11 protein-coding genes and 1 pseudogene are annotated in these 21,757 nt (G+C 29.6%); 10 read left to right on the top strand and 2 right to left on the bottom strand.

All coding sequences use genetic code 11. The features are described 5' to 3' along the window. Nucleotides 1–466 precede the first annotated feature (466 nt). Nucleotides 467–2,815 carry a cation-translocating P-type ATPase gene (locus tag ACWPW7_RS22965; RefSeq protein ID WP_454055581.1) on the top strand — a complete coding sequence of 783 codons (2,349 nt, stop codon included), beginning with the start codon at nucleotides 467–469 and terminating at the stop codon, nucleotides 2,813–2,815. Nucleotides 2,816–3,134: 319 nt separating this feature from the next. On the opposite strand, the gene ACWPW7_RS22960 is transcribed toward ACWPW7_RS22965, so the two are convergent. Together ACWPW7_RS22960 and ACWPW7_RS22955 are read right to left on the bottom strand one after the other, a co-directional pair. Next, nucleotides 3,135–4,046: an IS3 family transposase gene (locus ACWPW7_RS22960; protein ID WP_454055608.1), complete on the bottom strand. Its 912-nt coding sequence runs from the start codon at nucleotides 4,044–4,046 to the stop codon at nucleotides 3,135–3,137. Between the two features lie 26 nt (nucleotides 4,047–4,072). Continuing rightward, nucleotides 4,073–4,375, bottom strand: coding sequence for a transposase (locus ACWPW7_RS22955; RefSeq protein ID WP_454054320.1), 303 nt, complete (start codon nucleotides 4,373–4,375; stop codon nucleotides 4,073–4,075). A gap of 247 nt (nucleotides 4,376–4,622) precedes the next feature. Between ACWPW7_RS22955 and ACWPW7_RS22950 the strand changes: the two genes are divergently transcribed. From ACWPW7_RS22950 to ACWPW7_RS22910, 9 genes and pseudogenes are all read left to right on the top strand, one after another. Then, a complete protein-coding gene (locus ACWPW7_RS22950; protein ID WP_454055580.1) occupies nucleotides 4,623–7,253 on the top strand; it encodes a cell wall-binding repeat-containing protein in 2,631 nt (876 codons plus the stop codon). 652 nt (nucleotides 7,254–7,905) lie between these two features. Further along, on the top strand, nucleotides 7,906–9,444 hold the full coding sequence (locus ACWPW7_RS22945) for a YifB family Mg chelatase-like AAA ATPase (RefSeq protein WP_454055579.1): 1,539 nt from the start codon (nucleotides 7,906–7,908) through the stop codon (nucleotides 9,442–9,444). Beyond that, the gene (gene dprA, locus ACWPW7_RS22940; RefSeq protein ID WP_454055578.1) at nucleotides 9,445–10,527 is read left to right on the top strand and encodes a DNA-processing protein DprA; all 1,083 of its coding nucleotides are present in this window, start codon (nucleotides 9,445–9,447) and stop codon (nucleotides 10,525–10,527) included. Between the two features lie 1,077 nt (nucleotides 10,528–11,604). Next, nucleotides 11,605–12,180, top strand: coding sequence for a hypothetical protein (locus tag ACWPW7_RS22935; protein WP_454055577.1), 576 nt, complete (start codon nucleotides 11,605–11,607; stop codon nucleotides 12,178–12,180). A gap of 407 nt (nucleotides 12,181–12,587) precedes the next feature. Continuing rightward, nucleotides 12,588–12,881, top strand: coding sequence for a hypothetical protein (locus ACWPW7_RS22930; RefSeq protein WP_454055576.1), 294 nt, complete (start codon nucleotides 12,588–12,590; stop codon nucleotides 12,879–12,881). Between the two features lie 407 nt (nucleotides 12,882–13,288). Next, nucleotides 13,289–13,582, top strand: coding sequence for a hypothetical protein (locus ACWPW7_RS22925; protein ID WP_454055575.1), 294 nt, complete (start codon nucleotides 13,289–13,291; stop codon nucleotides 13,580–13,582). 651 nt (nucleotides 13,583–14,233) lie between these two features. Beyond that, the gene (locus ACWPW7_RS22920) at nucleotides 14,234–17,137 is read left to right on the top strand and encodes a cell wall-binding repeat-containing protein (RefSeq protein WP_454055574.1); all 2,904 of its coding nucleotides are present in this window, start codon (nucleotides 14,234–14,236) and stop codon (nucleotides 17,135–17,137) included. A gap of 1,199 nt (nucleotides 17,138–18,336) precedes the next feature. Continuing rightward, nucleotides 18,337–19,089, top strand: a pseudogene (locus ACWPW7_RS22915) (collagen-like protein); the annotation flags it as partial. Nucleotides 19,090–21,433: 2,344 nt separating this feature from the next. Next, complete coding sequence (locus tag ACWPW7_RS22910; RefSeq protein WP_454055573.1) at nucleotides 21,434–21,643, top strand: hypothetical protein; 210 nt, start codon at nucleotides 21,434–21,436, stop codon at nucleotides 21,641–21,643. Nucleotides 21,644–21,757: the final 114 nt, after the last annotated feature.

The following is a 21,757-nucleotide window of genomic DNA, read 5'->3' as shown; positions in this document are numbered from 1 at the left end:
TATGACCATAAATTTAATATCCATATACATGGCTATGATTTTTAGTTGAAATACTGAGAAGCATAGCCAACTTTTTTAGGCAATGGAGAACTTAGGTAATGCAGAATTCAAAATTTACAATTCACAATTAAGGTGGAAATTAATTTTATAAATTAATTTCTTTAACAGATTTTTTTACTAGCAATACAATTGCTAGATTTTTATAAGAAGTTACTTTGTAACTTCGAAAAAGAATTAGTTTTAAAGTTCTCAGCTTCTGCTGAGAAATATCCATAATTGTGAATTTTGCATTGTGAATTGTGAATTAAACTAAGTTGTTACTATAAAATTTTACTTTATCATAACGTTGTTTTAACATTTAAAATATTTCATCATCTAGTAGTAAAGTTATTTTTATTGTATACTTTATTTATTACATATAAAAAAGACTATTAAACTTTAGATAAAAATGTTCTGGAGGATATTAATGGAGATAAAGAATGAAACGAGAATAATGGCTTCTTATGATAAAGGATTAACAGAAAGAGAAGCTGCTATTCAAAAAGAAAAGGGCCTTTTGAATGTTGCTCCTAAGAAGGTAACAAAAACTAATGGAGAAATCATTAAAGAAAATATATTTACATTATTCAACTTATTGAACTTCTTAATTGGTATTTGTTTGGCATTGGTTGGCGCATACACAAATATGGCTTATTTACTAATTATTATTGCGAATATGAGTATTGGAATTTTGCAAGAAATTCATGCTAAAAATTTAGTTGAAAAGCTTTCTCTTATCTCTGCTCTAAAAGCACATGTCATTCGTGATGGAGAACAAAAGGAAATCTTAGTTGAGGATCTGGTTCAAGATGATATTATCATGCTTGACATGGGAAGTCAGATAGCAGTAGATTCTATTGTTGTTCATGGCGAAATTGAGGTCAACGAATCTCTACTTACAGGAGAATCTGATTCTATTATAAAAAAACCTGGAGATATGCTTCTTTCAGGAAGTTTTGTAGTAAGCGGTAAATGTTATGCTCGAGTAGAACATGTAGGTGCGGATAATTTTTCAGCACAATTGGCTGAAGGAGCTAAAAAGCATAAGCAAGTAAACTCAGAATTGATGCGTTCTATGAGAAAAGTAACGAAATTTACAAGTTACTTTATTTTATCATTAGGAGTTATTTTATTCCTAGAAGCTTATTTTGTACGCTCAGATACAATGCAGGCTTCTGTTGTATCAACTTCGGCAGCTTTACTTGGTATGCTACCAAAAGGCTTAGTACTATTAATTAGTATTTCTCTTGCTACTGGTGTTGTGAAATTATCTAAGAAAAGAATATTAGTTCAAGAGATGTTCTGCATTGAAACACTAGCTCATGTAGATACTCTTTGTTTAGATAAAACAGGAACTATTACAGAAGGAAAGATGACAGTTTCTAAAGTAAATATTTTACGTGAAGATATAGTATCTGTGCCGATAGAAGATGTAATTGGTGCATACTTGAATTCAACAGATGATAATAATGCCACTATGACAGCCTTAAGGTCATATTTTTCAAGTAATGACGATGAAATAGCTGTTTCAAAAGTAGCTTTTTCTTCTGAACGAAAATGGGGTGCAGTTACTTTTGAACAAATTGGAACTATTATTTTGGGAGCACCAGAAATCTTATTAAAAGGACAGTCATTGCCTGAATTAGTAATAGAAGCACAAGAAATGGGAAGGCGTATTTTATTATTAGCACATACAGAGGAAGTTATAACAGAAGCGGGACTTCCAAATGTTACAGCTATTGCAGCTATTGCAGCTATTGAATTAGAGGACCCTATTCGAAAAAATGCAAAAGAAACACTAGATTTCTTCAAAAATGAGGGTGTTCAAGTGAAAGTAATTTCTGGAGATAACCCAGTAACTGTTTCTAATATTGCTAGAAAAGCTGGCCTTGAAGACTATGGTTCTTATATTGATTTATCACAGGTGAAAACTGAGGAAGAGGTTAAGAAAGCAGCTGATAAGTACAGTATTTTTGGACGTGTGAGCCCAGAGCAAAAACAACTACTTGTAAAAGCGCTACAAGAAAATGGTCATACAGTAGCGATGACAGGTGATGGAGTAAATGATGTATTAGCCTTAAGAGAGGCAGATTGTAGTATTGCCATGGCTGAAGGAAATGACGCAGCAAAGCAAGTTTCTCAACTTGTATTATTAGATTCTGATTTTTCAGCTTTACCAGATGTACTTGCAGAAGGAAGACGTGTTGTTAATAATGTTACAAAAGTAGCTTCTATCTTTTTTATTAAAACACTTTATTCATTAATGTTGTGTATTATTAATGTAATTACTATGACCACATTCCCATTTATTCCAATACAGATTACGTTAATTGACTTAGCAATTGAGGGATATCCTTCCTTCTTCTTATCCTTTGAACCTGATAAGAAGAAGATTAAAGGGACCTTTTTAAATACTGTCATTAAAACTGCATTGCCAAATGCAATGTTGATTATTATAAATATTATTGCAGTTTATCTATTAGCTCCAAATCAGGGGTTATCTGAGTTAGATAAAGTGACATTAATGTATTATATGGTTGGATTTGTAAGTGTACTTGGTGTACTCAAAGCATGCTTACCATTCAATAAATTGAGAGTATTTTTATTCTCAACTGTAGCAGTAGGTTTTTATGGGGCAGTATATTTATTTAGAAGTATTTTAAATATCGGTTCATTAACCAATAAAACATTTCCTATTTTCATCATATTAGCAGTAGTAACCGCTTTATTAAGATGGTTAATTTCAGTTTTTACAAAGAAAAAAGCAACTGCATAATTAAATTATAAAAATTATTAATTCATTATTAGAGTAATAATAATAAATTTAATGTCTATATATGGCTATGATTTTTAGTTGAAGTACTGAAAATCATAGCCAACTTTTTAGTAATGGAGAATTGACTATGGACAATTGACAATTATGGTTGAAACTAGTTCTGATCAAACTAATTTCTTTAATTGATTTTTTACTAGCAATACAATTGCTAGTTTGTAAAAAAGTTACTGTGTAACTTCAAAAAAAGAAATCAATTAAAAACTTCTCCTTTATCGGAGAAGTTTCCTTAATTGTCGGATTGGCCCCCTCAAATGGGACACTATATGCTAATTACTAGCTCATTCTTAAAGTTACAATTTTTTAGATTATAGAACTCATCAGGAGTTCTATAATCTATTGATGAATGAACTCGTATCGTATTATATCCATATACATATTTATCAATGATGGCTTCCGCCTCTTCTAAACTATTAAATATCTTACCAGCTAGGCACTCATCTTGAAGATATCTATGATATGACTCTATATGTGCATTATAGTTTGGGCTATGTACTGGGATCCTTTCATGAATCGTCTTTTCTTTTATACATAACTTTTCAAAGCCATGAGCTATAAACTGTGAACCATTGTCTGTACGGACAGTAAGTCCGTCGGCAGCATCTTTGATACCTCTGTTGTACAATGCCGTAAGCAATACTTCTTGTGCTGCCTCAGCATTAGCAGAAAGTGATAGCTTACATGCTATAATACTTCTATCAAAAACATCAATAATTGAAGCTAAATAGGCAACTTCACGTGTACCAGCAATATAGACATACTTCGTATCCATCTCCCAAAGTTGATTAGACTGTTTAACTAAGTGATTTTTGCAAATACGTTTATACCTAGTAACTGGTTCTTTAGATTTTTGTATCATCCCTAATACTGTCATTAACCTATGCACCTTTTTCTTGTTTATCCTTAAGCAATACTTTCGCTTAAGAACTGCCGTAACCTTCTTGTAGCCATAGTGTCGTCCATAGTCACAGGACTTTATTTCCATAATATACTTTTGTATCATTAAGTCACTTATTTTTACATTATCAATATTGTAGCTAAATCCAGGAATAATTCCTTCTTTCTTTTTAACTACTATATTTTCATGCTTTTTACTTTGTTTCCTTCGATAGTATGTAGACTTATTCAGTCCAAGTATTCTAAGAATACTTGATACTGGTGCTCCACATGCTATCCATTCCTCTGCATATTCATAATAATCTATTTCATTTTCTTTTTTTTTAACAAATCTCTCAATACTGCTATTTCTAGGTCTTTCTGTTTATTTTCTTCAACAAGTTTTTTATACTCTTTCTTATAATTCACAATTATATTTTCTTCTTTAGGTTCCTTTGGTTTCAATGTTTGTTGATATCTCCTATAATTCCCTTTCCACGTTGAAAGCAATTTAGGATTAATATCATATTTTGTAGCAACTAAAGCATTGCTTCCATACTCTAATGCCTCCTTAACAATTGCAACTCGTTCTTCTTCTGTAAATTTTCTTGTAAATTTTATGCTCATAGTTCTCCCCCTTAATCTTACTTTTTATTGTATGGTCATTTGAACGAAGTGTCCAACATCTTGAGGGGGCCTATGAGTTGTCCATTGTCAATTTTCCATTCTCCATTGTAAAAGTCTAAACTGTAAATTATTTAAAAATAATTTACAGTTTTTTTAGTTATTTTCAAGTATAATTTTAACATTAATTGCCATATATGTTAAAATTAAAATATATGAAAATTTTTAGTTGAATAGTGGGGGAGAGGTTGTGTTTAAAGGAAAAAGGTTAGCTATGATAATAGCACTATCCTTAATATTATGTAGCAAGAAGGTTTATGGAAGATCTTTTGAAAAACTTGAGAATATGGATAGGTATGAATTATCTATGACTGTGGCAGGGGAGCTTTGGAATAATGCCTATAAGGGTGGAAAAACAGCAGTTTTAGCTTTAGAAAAAGATGAAAATTTAGTTGATTTACTTTCTATTTCTACTTTAGCCTATAAGAAAAAAGCTCCTCTTATATTAATCAATAATGGGGAAAAAATTGAAGATGAGCTTATAAAAAAGTTAAAAATTAAGGGAGTTAATAAAATTTATTTACCTTCTGGTGAAGGAATTTTAAAAGAGGAATTGGCATTTCAATTAAAAAGTAATGGAATAGATGTTGTTAGGTTAGGTGGAATGAATAGAGTTGAAACAAGCGTTAATATTTCAAAGGAATTAGGAGAGTATAAATCAGTAGCAGTTATAGGTTATAATGGCTCACCAGATTCTATTTCTTTAGGGCAAATTGCAGCAAGAGAGGAAACTGTTATTTTAGTTTCAGATATTACGGGGAATATAAAAGAAAACTTTTATTACCATGATAAAAATAATTATGTAGTTGGTGGGGAAACGTTAGTTAGCGTTGAAAGTGAAAACAAGTTAAAAGCAAAACGTATATATGGAGAAAATAGATATGAAACAAATTTAAAAGTAGTTGAACATTTTAAGGACAAGCTAAATTTTAATAAAGTATATGTTTCTAGTGGACAAGATAATCAATTAGCTAAAGCTCTAATAATAGGACAATTGGCTGCTGTAGATAAAGTACCGTTAATTCTTTTAGATAGGGATAATGAGGCTAAAGCAGAGAAAGTATTAAAAGATAGTATTAATAAATATACAGAAGTAAACTTTTTTAATTATGAAAATAAAAATTTGTTTAAAAATATATTAAATAAGAATAATTCATTTCCAGGTAGGAAAGAAATGAATAACAAAGATGAACAAGATATTGATTTAGCTAAAGAGGAAGAAAAAAGTACAGATAATAAGGATGAAGAAAAAGATAAAGAAATTGAAAAAGAGAAGTTAGAGAAGTTACCTTATAAAGGGTATAAAAAGATTAATGATAATGAAATTAATATAGAGTTTGATAGTGAAATAAAAATTAATGATAAAGAAAAAATTGAAGCAATAACAGAAAATAATAAAGAGATAAAAGAATTAATTATGGAAAAAGAAAACTTATTGATAAGTTTACAAGAGCAGGGAGATTTTAGTGGAATAAGAATTAAAGATAAAGCTATAGCATCAAAGGATGGAGCAAAAGTCTATAAAGGAATAGATGTGATTTTAGAAGAAAATAATACACCAGAGGAAAATTTACTACCACCTAAAATGTTAAATTATAAAGTTCATGATGGAGAAATTACATTAGAATTTGATAGGGAAGTTGAAATAGATAAAAATATAAGTGAAGAAATTTGTATAGATGGAGAAGATATAATTATTCAGCAAGTTAAAGTTGAAGGTAAAATAGTTACAATAAACTTTAAAGGAGAGGGAAGCTCTTTAACCATACCTAAAGGATTGATAAAATGTGGTAATTTAGCTTCAGAAGAAATAAAAATATATATAGAAAATAAATATATTAAAAATCCTAGTATAACAGTAGTAGATAGAACTATTAAATTGAGTTTCTCTGAAGATATTGAGCTAAATACAAAGGACTCATTTTGGAAATATATATCATTAACTTTTAAAGAAAAAGAAGCAAGTAATGATATTATATTAGATATTGTAAAAAATCAATTAGTTATAATAGTAAAAACAGGTGGAATAGTTGAAAGAATTAACATTAAAGAAGGTTTTATAAAAGGTAAGGATTCTAATAAAATAAATAATAATATTGAAGAAAATGTTGAGGTTATAATCCCTTACAATGAAGTAAAGATAAGAAATAAGGAAGAATTTGAAAGGGCTATCAATAGTAAAGTAACACAAAAAATATATGTGGAAAACGATATTGAAGGTTTAGAAGAAATAATTTTGGACAGGCCTATAATAATTACTGGCAATAGAAATAATCCTAAAATAGAACTAGAAAACTTGATAATTACCAATAAATCTGTAATATTAAATCAAATCACTGTTAAGGGGACAAATAATGAAAAGCCTACTGTAAGTATAAATAATGTAGAAATGACTAAAAATGAAGGTATTATGTTTAACACTATTAAAATAGAAAGTGGTGGTACAGCACTAGAAATTAATAATTCAATAATAAGATTAAAGAATGTAAATTTAGAGTATGAAAAAGTTGGATTAATTATCAATAATTCTGATGTGCGTTTTTTAAGATATTCAGATGGAAACTATTTTTTAACTAAGAATACATTGGAGGAGAATCCTAATCCTGCAATAATGATAAATAGAGATAAAAGATTTAATAATTATATCTTATTTTTAGCTGAAAAAACAATTCATGAAGGCATAAATAATAATCCAGTTATTATAATATATGCTTCTTCAACAATGGATATCTTAAATGGTAATATAGATAGCTACACTGAGCTAATAAAGGAAAATAATTTTGATGAAAAGAAAGAGTATAAAATACACTTAGTCAATTGAGAGTTGACGATGGACAATTGACAATTATGGTGGAAATTAATTCTTTGTGAATTAATTTCTTTGAATAATTTTTTAACTAGCAATAAAATTGCTAGTTTTTTTACCTCTGGGGAACTTAATCAATGGAGAATTGACTATGGAAAATTGAAAATTGAGGTTGAAATTAGTTTTATCCAAAATAATTTCTTTAACTGATTCTTTTTACTAGGAATACAATTACTAGTCTCTTTTATAAGAAGTTACTACATAACTCCAAAAATAAATCAATTCTAAACTTCTCAGTTTCTACTGAGAAATGTCCATAATTCTCCATTGTCAATTATCAATTCTCAATTGTATAAGGATTCCCCTGAGGTGCAGTATAGTTTGGAGTAAAGCTAGTGATCTTAAATTAGGATTATGGAGATAAGCAATATATTTTAAATATTTTTTAATGTTGCAGATGTAGTACCATATCATATTGCACCCCAGAGGTCAAAAAGTAGCTACAGATTTAAATTTTGTGACTACTTTAATTATATTTCAATTCTTTAGTTTCAATATAGACCCCAGAGGTAAAAGATAATATTGTGTAGTTATCCTTCATTTGAATAAATAATTTAAGAGTGGATATAAATTACATATAAGATAGGGTTAAAGGAGGAGTATAGAAATGGCTTCAGTGGTTAATAGTTTTGCTATAAGTGGCGTTGATGGATATTTAGTAAATATAGAAACGGATGTTATAGGCGGGCCAGCATCTATAAATATTGTAGGTCTAGGTGATGCTGCAATTAAGGAGGCTAAGGAAAGACTTCAAGCATCAATTATAAATTCTAGATTTCATTTTCCTAATAAGAAAATTATTATAAATTTAGCTCCAGGAGATATTAAAAAAAGTGGTTCTCATTTTGATTTAGGTATGGCAATAGGATTAATAGTTCAAAGTAAACAGGTTACATTTCCCCACCTTGAAAGCTATGGATTCATTGGAGAACTTTCATTGAATGCAGATTTACGTCCTTGTAGCGGAGTATTGCCTATGGTTATGGAGGCGAAGAGAATAGGAATTAATAATATTATTTTACCTAAAGAAAATATAAGGGAAGCATCTTTAGTCAGTGATATAAATATATTTGGTTTTAATAAGCTTTCTGAGGTTGTTGATTTTCTTCAAGGGGTTAGCATTTATACAATGGAAGATTATAAAGATGAACATATTATAAGATCCGAAAGCGTTCTAGATTTTAAAGAGGTAAAGGGACAAGATGATGTTATTGAGTACATAGTTGCAGCGGCAGCAGGAGGACATAATATATTGATGTCAGGTACTCCAGGTTGTGGAAAGTCCATGATAGCAAAGCGATTTCCTACCATATTACCTACCCTTTCAGAAGAAGAAGCTTTAGAAGTTACGAAGATTTATAGTGTAGCAGGGCTTATAAAAAGCAAGGGAGACTTAATAAAAGAAAGACCTTTTAGATCACCACACCATAATGCTTCTACAAACTCTTTAATTGGTGGTGGGAATAATGCTATTCCTGGTGAAATATCTCTTGCTCATAATGGAGTTTTATTTCTAGATGAAATTGCAGAATTCAATAAGAAAACTTTAGAAGCATTAAGGCAACCTATGGAGGATAGAGTAGTTACCATATCGAGAGTTAAATATACTCATACATATCCTGCCAACTTTATGCTAGTTTCTGCCATGAATCCATGTCCCTGCGGATATTTTGGTCATGATCGATGTAAATGCAGTGATTATGAGGTTTTAAAATATAGACAAAAAATATCTGGGCCTATTTTAGATAGAATTGATATACAAAAATATATGAATCCAGTGGATTTTATTGATTTATCGGAATTTAAACCTTCTTTAAGCTCTAGTAGTTTAAGGGAAAGAGTAGAGTTCGCAAGAAATATTCAAAGAGAAAGATTTAAAAATATATCCAATGTTAACTGTAATAATCAAATGAAAGATAGTCATGTAAGAGAATTTTGTATGTTAGATAATGAAGGAAAGGAGCTCATGAAGAAAGCATATGATATATTTAAGTTTAGTGCTAGAAGCTTTAATAAATTTTTAAAGGTAGCAAGAACTTTTGCAGATTTGGATGGATCTAAAAACATTGAAAAATCTCATGTTGTAAAAGCATTGATGAGTAGGGATTTAGAAAAGGAAGAGGGAAGAATGGATGTGGTTTCTTAGATGGGCAATATAGAAGTATTTTATATTTGGCTTAGTAAATTGAAAAATGTAGGAGTTAAAACCACAAGAATTTTATTAAAAGAATTTACCTGTCCTTACAAAATATATATTTCTAGTAAAGAAGAACTTAGTAAAATAGAAGGATTAAGAAAAACTTCAATAGAAAGTATATTAAACAGTAGAGACTTAAAAGAGGCACGAGAAATATGTAATAGATGTGCAGTTTTAGGGATAAAAATATTAACTTATGAAGATAAACTATATCCAAATTATGCTAAGGAATGTGATGAAAGTCCAATAGTACTTTATTACAGAGGTGAACTAAAGGAAGTAAAGAATGGCGTAAGTATTGTAGGTGCAAGAAGATGTAGTAGTTATGGAAAAAATGTAACCAGAGAAGTAGTAGAAGCTTTAGTTTTAAAAGATATTCCTATAATTAGTGGTTTTGCTAAAGGTGTAGATAGTCAAGCACATACTGTAGCAATAAAAAACAGTGGATATACACTAGCTTTTTTAGGAAATAGTGTTGACATATGTTATCCTTCAGAACAAAAAGAACTTATGAAAAAAATTATAGATAGTGGTGCAGTATTATCTCAGTTTCCACCTACAACTAAACCTGAATACTACAATTTTCCTAAGAGAAATTACTTAATAGCTTCATGGTGTAGAAAGCTTTTAGTAGTGGAAGCTTCAGAGAAAAGTGGTGCTTTAATAACTGCAAATTTTGGTAGAATGTTGAATCGAGAAATATATGCAGTACCTAATAATATATATTCAAGAGAATCTATAGGAACAAACAAACTCATATTAGAAGAGAAGGCAAAAATCTTTATAAATACTTCTCAGCTAATAGATGATAAAAGAGTAATGTCTAATGTGCAATTAAGTTTATTTGATAATTTAACAGATTCAGAAGAAGATATAGTAAATCTATTAATGGAAAGACCTATGTGTTTTAGTGAGTTAGCAAGTAGAATGGAAAAAAGCTATTCAGAAATAAGAAATTTAATAAATACTATGGAATTTCAAGGCAAGCTTCAAAGTAAAGGTGGAATTATTTCTTTGCTAAGGGCATTTTAATCTGCTATATTAGTAAATTAATTTAATGATTAAATATTATATTCATTAGAAAATAGTTAATGAAGTTGCAAATTATTAAAAATTTCCTTTTAAATAAAGCTCAATATAATGTAAAACTAATATAATCTGGTAAATTACTTTGAAGCATAGGAAAGGTCATAACAGATAAAATAGGTTAACTATAATAAATTGTCGTTTTTTGCATATAACAAATATAAAAAATATGATTTTTATTAATTATAAAAGAAATTTATTAAATCTAATTATCTTTTCTATTTAAATTATGTACAAGTATTAAGGATTTGAGAGTAATTTGTTAATATTATTTAAAAAACATAAAAACATATAAATTATAATGTATAATAGGAAACATATAACACAACTATTATAATACTGTATTTACCCACGAGTATTATATAAAAAAATTGCAATAATCTTTTACTTTGTCCCTCATTTTAGCTTTTAAGTATTTAAAAGCGTAAGCCCTATGAAATTCATAGGGCTTATTTTCATTTTATCGTTAAAAAAGAGCTTAGACAATGGAGAATTGACTATGGACAATTGACAATTATGGAGGAAATTAATTTTGTAAATTAATTTCTTTAAATAGATTTTTTAATAAAAGTGACTGTGTCACTTTAAAAATAAATCAATTCTAAATTTCTCAATTTCTGCTGAGAAATATCCATAATTATGAATTTTGCATTGTGAATTGTGAATTAAATTAAGTTGTGAATTAAATCATGAATTAAATTAAGGTAATCTTAAAAAATTAATTTGAAATAATAAACAATAGTAAAATAAACTTACATATTAGAAATTTTTTGTGAAATTTTAATTTAATTTTAATTTAGTCTTTAAAAAGTAACCTTTTTTTAATTCTAGTCATAATATATAGAAGAGCTTCAAAGAAAATTAATTTAATGAAGCAAAATATTTACAGTAAAAGAGAAGACTTTATAAATATACTAAAGATGATTATATAACTTAAATTTAATTTATAAGTAAGAAAGTAAGATTTAATAACTAGCTCTTTTAATAATATAAATAGTATAAAAAATGATGGGGGAATTATTAATGTATAACGAAAAAAAATATGAACAAGATTCTGACTATAAATATTGCTACGATTTCTACGAAGAAGAGAAAAAATGTGATAAAAAGGATAAAATGAAACATCATAATTATTATGATCCTTGCTATTACTGGTGGTATAATTGGCATAAAAAATGTCATTGTAAGAAACATGACCATGATTATGGTTATGAAGATGAATATGACTACGATTATTATGAAGAAGATAAGTGTAAAAAAGAAGAAGATAAATGTAAAAAAGAAGAAAAAAGATGTCATAAACACCATCCATGTGATGACTGGTGGTATTATTGGGATAAAGAATGTCATTGTAAGAAACATGACCATGATTATGACTATGATTATGAAGATGAATATGACTATGATTATTATGAAGAAGATAAATGTAAAAAAGAAGAGGATAAATGCAAAAAAGAAGAAGAGAGATGTGAAAAGGAAGAGAAGAAATGTCATAAACACCATCCATGCTATGACCCATGTTACTACTGGTGGTATAATTGGCATAAAAAATGCTGCCATAAAAAACGTCATCCTTACTATGAATATGATGAAAGATAGAAATAGTTTGGTTTAAAATATTAAAAAATCAATTATAAAATTAATGAATTTCTAAGGTGTTGGCTTGTGCCAATACCTTTTTTTATTTTCAATTTAAGTTTAGATAAAGTTTCAATCTTTAATTAAATATAAAATACCTAAAGCTCATTTTCTAATAATAAGCAAATAATGAAATAAAGACATGAAATATGTATTTCTGTAAAAAATTTAATATGATTTTATTTTTAATAGAAACTTTTTCGTGTCTTACTCATAGTATATATAAGAAAGCTTAAAAAATTAGAATAAGCTTTTACAATGAAGTAGGAAACTTCATAAGGCTAGCTATGAAACAATTATAAAATTTAATTAAAAGCTAGTATTAGCTAATTTTTTAAAATATAGATAAAATAATGGGGGAAATTTTTATGTATAACGAAAAAAAATATAATTATGAATATGAATATGATTATGACTACGGTTATGGCTATGAACAGGATTATGAAGATGATTATGGCTACGGATATGGTCGTCATGAAGAAGATAAATGTAGATGTAAGAAAGAGGATAAGCGCAAAAAGGAAGATAAATGCAAAAAAGAAGAAAAGAAATGCCATAGACCTCATCCATGTGATGATCCATGCTACTTCTGGTGGTATTGCTGGCATAAAGAATGTTGTCATAAAAAACGTCGTCCTTACTATAAATATGATGAAAAATAGAAATAGTTTAGCTTAAAATATTAGAAAATCAATTATAAAATTAATTAATAAGGTATTGGCTTGTGCCAATACCTGTTTTTATTTTCAATTTAAGGTTAGATAAAGTTTCAACTTTTAATTAAATATAAGATACTTAAAGCTTATTTTCTAATAATAAACAAATAATGAAATAAAAATATGAAATATATATTTTTGTAAAAAATTTAATATGATTTAATTTTAAAAGAAACTTTTTGAGCTTTATTCATAGTATATATAAGAAAGCTGAAAAGTAACAAGAATAAGCTTTCGTAACGAAAGAGAGAATTTTTTTAAATTAGCCATTAGGCAATATAATATTTAATCAATTAAAAGCTAGCATTAGTTAATTTTCCAAAAATATAAATAAAATAATGGGGGAAATTTTTATGTATAACGGAAAAAAATATGACTATGAATATGATTATGACTACGGTTATGGCTACGAAGATGATTATGAAGATGATTATGGCTATGGATATGCTCATCATGAAGAAGATAAATGCAGACGTAAGAAAGAAGATAAATGTAAAGAAGAAAAAGATGAATGTAAAAAAGAAGAAAAGAAATGCCATAGACCTCATCCATGTGATGATCCATGTGATTTTTGGTGGCATTGCTGGCATAAAAAATGCTGCCATAAAAAACACCATCACTGCCATCATGACAAAAAAGAAAGATAATATAATTTATCAATCATAAAAAATAATTAAATCTCTAAGGTATTGGCATATGCCAATACCTTTTTTTATCTCTAGGGGACAACTTAATCAATGGAGAATTGACGATTGACAATTGAAAATTTAGGAAGAAATTAGTTTTAATCAAACTAATTTCTTCAATAGATTTTTTCACCAGCAATACGAGTAATGGCTTTCCAACTCTGGAGAACAGTAGTGAAGTCCTTTAGGATTCTCCAGAGGCGCAGTATAGCTGGGAACAACACTAATAAATTTAACTAATATTATGAAGAAAGTACAGGGATTAAGTATGAGGGTGAAGAGTTAAAGTTGAAATTGCTTTTACAAGCTAATTTCTTTAACTGATCTTTTTATTAGCAATACAATTGCTAGTTTTTTATAAAAAGTTACTGCGTGACTTCAAAAAGAATTAATTCTAAATTTCTCAGTCTTTGCTGAGAAATATCTTCAATTATCAATCGGCAATTCTCAATTTTCAATTGCATAAGGTTGTTAATTTTCTATAAGGCTATTAATTTTTTATATATAAGTACGATATACATTATATAGATACTAATATTAGAAGGAATATTATAGCAATATGCAGAAATATAAATAATTGCAAGTTATGCGTAAGAAAAGGAGAGTAGAAGAATGAAGAGAACTTTCAAGATTTTAGGAAGTCTTGTTATAAGTACATTTTTGCTAGCAAATGGTACAAAGGCTTTTGCATCAGATTATGACAGAATAGATATTAAAAAAATTTATGGTAAGGATAGATTTTCTACAGCAACAGAGGTGAGTCAAGAAGGATGGTATTATAGTGATTATGCTATTGTTGCAAATGGATTGGGATTTGCAGATGCTCTTTGTAGTACACCACTTTCTAAAGCGGTAGATGGACCTATACTTTTAACTCATGCTAATAAACTCCCAGAAGTTACTAAAAATGAAATTAGTAGACTTGGTGTTAAAAAAGTTTACATAGTAGGCGGTACAGGAGCTGTAAGTAAAAATATTGAAAATCAAATAAGATCAATGGGTATTCAAGTACAAAGATTAGGTGGAAAAGATAGATTTGAAACTTCTTTGCTTATTGCTAAAGAGATGGAAAAATTAGTTTATGTTGATGACATAGTAATTGTTCCTGGAGATGAAAAATTTGAAGGAGCAGATGCATTATCGATTGCACCTATCGCTGGTTCAAGAAATATGCCTATGTTATTAGCTTCAAAAAATGAGATTTCTCCTAGTATTAAAAAATGGATAGATGGTATGAATGCGAATAATACTTATGTAGTTGGACAAACTGGAGCTATTTCAGATAAGGCTATTAAAGATATACCTTCTGTTATAAAGATAAATGGTAAAGATAGATTTGATACAAATCTTAAGGTTTTAGATGAATTCAGTTATTATTTAGAATATGAGCGTGTTTATACTTCTAAAGCAGTTGACTCATCAATAGTAGACGCTTTAACAACAGGACCATTAGCGGCAAAAAAATCTTCACCATTACTATTAGTGGGAGATAAGTTAACGCCTGCACAGAATAAATACTTATCGACATTAGCTTCTAGAGAACTTGTGGCAATTGGAGGAGAAACTCCAAATGATGTAATTTTAGGCTTAGGAAAGCTTTTAGATAAAAATGCAGCATCTAAAATTAAATCTGTAACTATAAATGAACCTAGGGAAATAATTATAGAATTTGATGGAATAGTTAAAAAATCTAAAGCAGAGAGCAAATATAATTATGAAATTCCAGGAGTTCGCATATCAAGGGCAGAACTTATGGATGGATATAGTATAGTAAAATTAACATTAAGAGATGACTTAACTAAAAGTAAAATATCCAATTTAGAAGGAACAGTAGAAAATGTACTTGGAGACAATATGAAGGTAAGATTCAGTAAGAAGAATTCTTCATATGATGATAAAGTCACAGATAATGTCAAACCAACTATTACTGGAGTAGAAGTTTCAGATATATCAGGTACTTCATTAAAGAGAATAAAAATTAAATTTAGCGAAAAAGTTAAAAAAACAGATGCCACTAATTTAAATAATTACAGCATAAAAGATAGTAAAGGTGCAAATGTTAAACTTACAAGTGCTTCTTTTGATAATAAGGATGAAAATGAAGTAACATTAGTAACAGAGAGCGTAATAAATAGTAATGGAAGCTATAAATTAGAAGTTAAGGGAATTAGAGATTTATCTAATAATATTATGAATCCATATGGTAAACCAATAAGCTTAAAGGATACAACTAAGCCAAAGGTTACTTCTTTTAAAATTACAGATACTTCTAATCCAAATATAAAATATATAAATATAACCTTTAGCAAAGAATTAAATGAAGCTTCTGCTATATCAAAAGGGAACTATATTATAAAAGATGAAAAAGGCAAAAGCTATGCAAATTCTATAAGCAAAATTGAGTTTGATAAATATTATAAAGATAGAGTAACTGTTACTATAAACAATGTAAGCATGGATGGAGAATGTACTATTGAAGTTAAAAATATCAAAGACTTATCAGGAAATGCAATGGAACCATACAAAAGCAGTTTAAGTCTATCTTTAGCAAGACCAAATGTTATCCAACCATTAGAAATTGAAAAGATTGAAAAAACTAACAGTAGAACTATAAAAGTAAGATTTGATAGAGATATGAATAAAAGCGATGTAGAGGCTACTAGAAATTATGTTATAAAGCAAAACAATTTAATTATACCAATCAAAAAAGCAAAATATTCTAATGACGGTGGAAAATATTTAGTGAAATTAGAGACAACAGACTTTATTGAAGAAGGAGAATATAGTTTACAATTACAAAATATAAAAGATGCTACAGGAGTTCCACTAAACTCTCCAGCAATACCAATATTTATAGAAGAAGGAACTTTAATAAGACCAAATATTTCTCATAATATAGATGTTAAAAATGTGAGTGGTATAAATAACCAAAAACAGATAATTGTAACTTTTAATAAAAAGATGAAAAAAGATACTGTAGAAAATAAAAATAATTTTTCAATAAATCTATATGATACAAATAGAAAAAATATTGAGATTGAAAAAGTCACTTACTCTGAAAGTAGTAGTGAATATAGAGCTATTGTAACTACTAAAGACTTTTTGGTAAATGGACTGTATGAAATAACAGTTAAAGATGTAAGAGATTATTCAGGAGTTAAGATTAAACAAGTTAGCGAAAGTTTTGAATTGGCTGATATTAAACCTACTATTAGTGAAATTAAAATTGTGCCAAAGCTTCAAAAAATAGATATAATATTTACTCAAACTATAGAAGAAGCTGGTGCTAAGGATATTAAAAATTATACTCTAAAATTTAATGATAAAGAATTAATAGTGTTAAAAGACAATATTAATATTGATAATGATAGAGTAACATTAGAAGTAGAGAAAATGTTAGAGCCAGGAAAATATACTCTTGAAATTTTAAAGGTTAAAGGTGAAAATGACCTTGGTATGCTTAAATCTAAATACAATTTTGAGTATAAAGATGACAAGATAGAAATGTTACCTTAAATATTTTTATGAAAACATTAAAAGCGTGATTTAATCACGCTTTTTTTTATATTAATTTATATTAAAGATTTTAATATAAACTTACAAATGGCAACTTATACAATTGAGAATTGACAACTTAAAATAATGCACAATTGTGGTGGAAATTATTTTTAAGCAAAATAATTTCTTTAAACAAATTTTCTAACTAGCACCTTTACGTTGCTAGTTTTTTGGTGAACAATGTTCGCTAGTTTTTTTCAATATGTCTTAAATTTAATGTTAATGTAATAATATATGGCGAACACTGTTCGCCGCTACAAGATCAATTTAAAATTTCTCAGCAATAGCCGAGAAATATCCACAATTGTGAATTTTGCATTGTGAATTGTGAATTAAATCAGAAGGTTTTACTTACAAAAAAACAATATAACTAAGAGAAAATGTCACATTTGGATATAAATTTACATAGTATATATAGAAAAACTAAGGGGTTTTGTCAATTAATGTTAAAGCAGGAGGACAATAATATGAGTAACTATGATAACAATATCCATAATATGAATGATTTTAGTGACAGTATACAAAATATAGATAGCAAAACTAGAAAAAAATTAGAAAGATTAGCTGAGTTATTAACTAAGTATGAAAATCAAAGCAATAAAAATATAAAACATCATGATCATTGCAAGGAACATTGCAAAGAACATTGTGAAGAACATTGTAAGGAACATTGTGAAGATCATTGTTGTGAGGAGATATGTTGCATTCCAGGACCACAGGGACCGGAAGGTCCAGCAGGACCGCAAGGTCCAATGGGACCACAGGGATGTCCAGGACCAAGAGGATGTAAAGGAGAAAGGGGGCCAACAGGTCCAACAGGCCCAACAGGCCCAACAGGACCAACAGGTCCAAGAGGAGCAACAGGAGCAACAGGGGCGACAGGGCCAAGAGGAGCGACAGGAGCAACAGGAGCGACAGGCGCAACAGGCGCAACAGGCCCAAGAGGGGCAACAGGAGCAACAGGGGCGACAGGAGCAACAGGCGCAACAGGTCCAAGAGGAGCAACAGGAGCAACAGGAGCAACAGGTGCAACAGGAGCAACAGGTCCAACGGGCCCAAGAGGTCCAGTAGGCCCACAAGGAGCAACAGGCCCAACAGGCCCAACGGGTCCAACAGGACCACAAGGAGCAGTAGGACCACAGGGACCACAGGGAATAATGGGACCACAAGGTGAAACAGGAGCACAAGGTCCAGTAGGAGCACAAGGCCCAGCAGGACCACAAGGAGTAACGGGACCACAAGGACCAGGTGGACCAGCAGGAGCGCAGGGTACAACAGGACCACAAGGACCACAGGGACCAATAGGAGCACAAGGGCCACAGGGAGTGACAGGACCACAGGGACCAGCAGGGCCACAAGGAGCAACAGGAGCACAAGGTCCAGCAGGACCAATGGGATCGCAAGGACCAGGAGGACCAACAGGACCACAGGGACCAGCAGGACCAGCAGGAGCACAAGGGGCAACAGGACAACAAGGACCAGTGGGGCCACAGGGATGTCCTGGAGTAGCGGGACCAACAGGACCACAGGGACCAGCAGGACCAGCAGGACCACAAGGAGCAACAGGACAACAAGGGCCAGTGGGACCAATGGGACCACAAGGCCCAGTAGGAACAACAGGACCACAGGGACCAGCAGGTACGCGAGGAGCAACAGGACCGCAAGGACCACAAGGACCAATGGGAACACAAGGACCACAAGGAGCAACAGGACCACAAGGAATACAAGGCCCAGCAGGCCCAGTAGGCCCAGTAGGAGCACAAGGAGTAGCAGGCCCAGCAGGACCAATGGGTGCACAAGGACCACAAGGAATAACAGGAGTACAAGGAGTAACAGGTCCACAAGGTCCACAAGGGCCACAAGGAATACAGGGACCAGTAGGTCCAACAGGCCCAACAGGAGCAACAGGTGCAGCACCAACAGGGGCGTATATTGCGGTAGTTGCTAATTTACCTTCAAGCACTGAAACTATTACACCAAATAATAATATAATATTTAATGAAGATTTAATAATTTCTCAAGGAATGGCAATATCATTGCCAGATTCAGTAATTACTATATTTGAACCAGGAACTTATTATGCAAGCTGGAATATTATAAATGTATCATCAAGTAGACCAGTAACTGGACTTTATGTAAATGGAATACTTGTTGGAGCAACTGCTTCAAATCAAAATGGAGCTTCTGTTGCTGGAACTACAATATTCCGAATATCAGCACCAAGTATAGTAGAATTAAAAAATATTAATATAGAAAACCTAATTATAGGAAACGTAGCCACAAATGTTTTTGCAGTGACTTTAACAATTCAGAAAATACTAAGTTAGTAAGGATAATAATAAAAGAAAGTAGTTTTAAACTACTTTCTTTTATATTAGCAATATATTTGAAGGATTAAAAAGTAACATTTATATATTTAAATCATAGTATATATAGAGGATAGAGTTAAATATTAATTATATTATTAATATAGTAAACCGAATCCTTAAAGAAGTTGATTAGATTATTTAATGTGGAAAGAGGAAGGTTTCAATAGTAATTGCAAATATTATATAAATTTATTTTAGTTAATTATAGATAGTAAGATGTCTGAAATAAAATACACTAACAGATTAGTTGGTGATTTTTTTAGATACCTGAGCTGAATAAATAACAGATTTGATATAAATGGAAGTATACCTATGTATAAGAATATACTAATAATTAAGATGAAATTATAATAAATAATATTATTAGTAAATATAAAATACAAAAGGATAGATTAGTAGAATCAGTATAAAATGAGTAAAAATCATTGAGAAACTAAATTTAGGTGTCTGAAATGAAATAACTAGTTCAAGATGTCATGGATATTTTGTGCCAGACAAGAAAACATAACCGATTCATAGTGGGGTTATGAACCGATTATGTTGGCTTAGTATTATGCACAATAGGTTAGCGTACTGACTAGCTATTTTTAAAGATTCCTTATATAGTTTTCTAAAGGTTCCTCCTAAAATAGACTTTATAACATGATAACCCTTGTATTTATGTTATAAGACTATATACAGGTTCTAGAATTGAGATACAGTTTAAATATCTCTTTGAGAGAAACTATTTCCTTAGAAATGTATTTTAAAGGTTAGAAAGGTTTCTTTATGTAGTATCAGAGAATACAAATATAATGCTTAAGAAATGTTAATTTGTGCTACTGGTAGAGCTGATATTGTTGTCATAATTTAAAAAGCAAATAACTATAGTCTATAAAATAGTTATATAGACTATGAATTAATCCTTTTAAGGTATTGACTGAAGTCAATACCTTTTTTAATTCACAATTAACAATTGTGGATATTTCTCAGCTATTGCTGAGAAATTTAGAATTGAATCTTTTGAAGTTACTACATAAATTCATATAAAAAACTAGCGACTCTATTGCTAGTAAAAATAAGTTAAAGAAATTAGTTTGTAAAAGTAATTTAAACCATAATTCTGGATCCTTCATACTTAATTCTTAATTCCTATAGTTTTCCCATAGTATTAGTTAAATTTATTAGTCTTGTTCCAAACTATACTGCACCCTTCTCAATTCTCCATTGATTACCTGCTTCCCAGAGGTGAAAAATTAGCAATTGTATTGCTAGCTAAAAAATCTATTGAATAAGTTAGTTTGATTAAAACTCATTTTCTCGATAATTCTTAATTTTTAATGCTTAATTTTTAATGCTTAATTTTTAATCTTTGAGGAGTAGTTATTTATAAAATAAAGAGAAATATAATAGGCTATTATAATAAATAATTTTTATAAAAATTTAATAGTGCTTTAATTAGTTCTTAAAAGTAGCATTTTTATATTTATATCATAGTATATAGCAAGTATTAAAATAAATTTAAAATATAAAATTAGGTTATTTATGAGAAATATGTTTAAAGGGAAAAGTTGTCTGTAGACAGCTACCATAAGTAACTTTAAAAATATAATTGACTTAGCGAATAGTTAGATATATAAGGCACCTTAAAAATAACTAGTTAATATGCTAGTTTATTTTGTGCCATACTTTATGGATAGAATATACTGAAGTGACTTCAGCGGACTACCAACTTGTCTGACACAAAATATTCATCACATCTTTCACTAGTTATTTTATTTAAGAGGTCTAAAAATTTAAAATAACGGGGGAATAGTTATGTGTAATAATCATAGACACAATCATAATTGTTGCTGTGAATGCCGTGAGTGCCGTAGACATCATGAATGTTGTGAACGCCGACATCATGAATGTTGTGAGCACCATAAACATCATGAATGCTGTGAGCATAGATGCTGTAGATGTTGCAGACACTGCTGCCATAGATGCTGCGATTGCTGTAAGAGATGTAGATAGGATAGATTATAGAGAAATAAAAAAGAAGTTAATTGAATATTTTAAAGGTATTGTTTTAAGCAATACCTTTTTTGAATTCATGAGAAATATTAGTTTCTAGAAAATAGATTAAAGATTATGATATTATTCATATAAGATTAATAATAATCATAAAAAATTTAATAAAACATGATAAAATTAAGGAAAAATAAAGGATTTTTTGTGTTTATGTAAT

The organism is Clostridium sp. Marseille-Q7071, from assembly GCF_965112025.1.
This window is presented reverse-complemented; position numbering and strand designations above follow the sequence as displayed.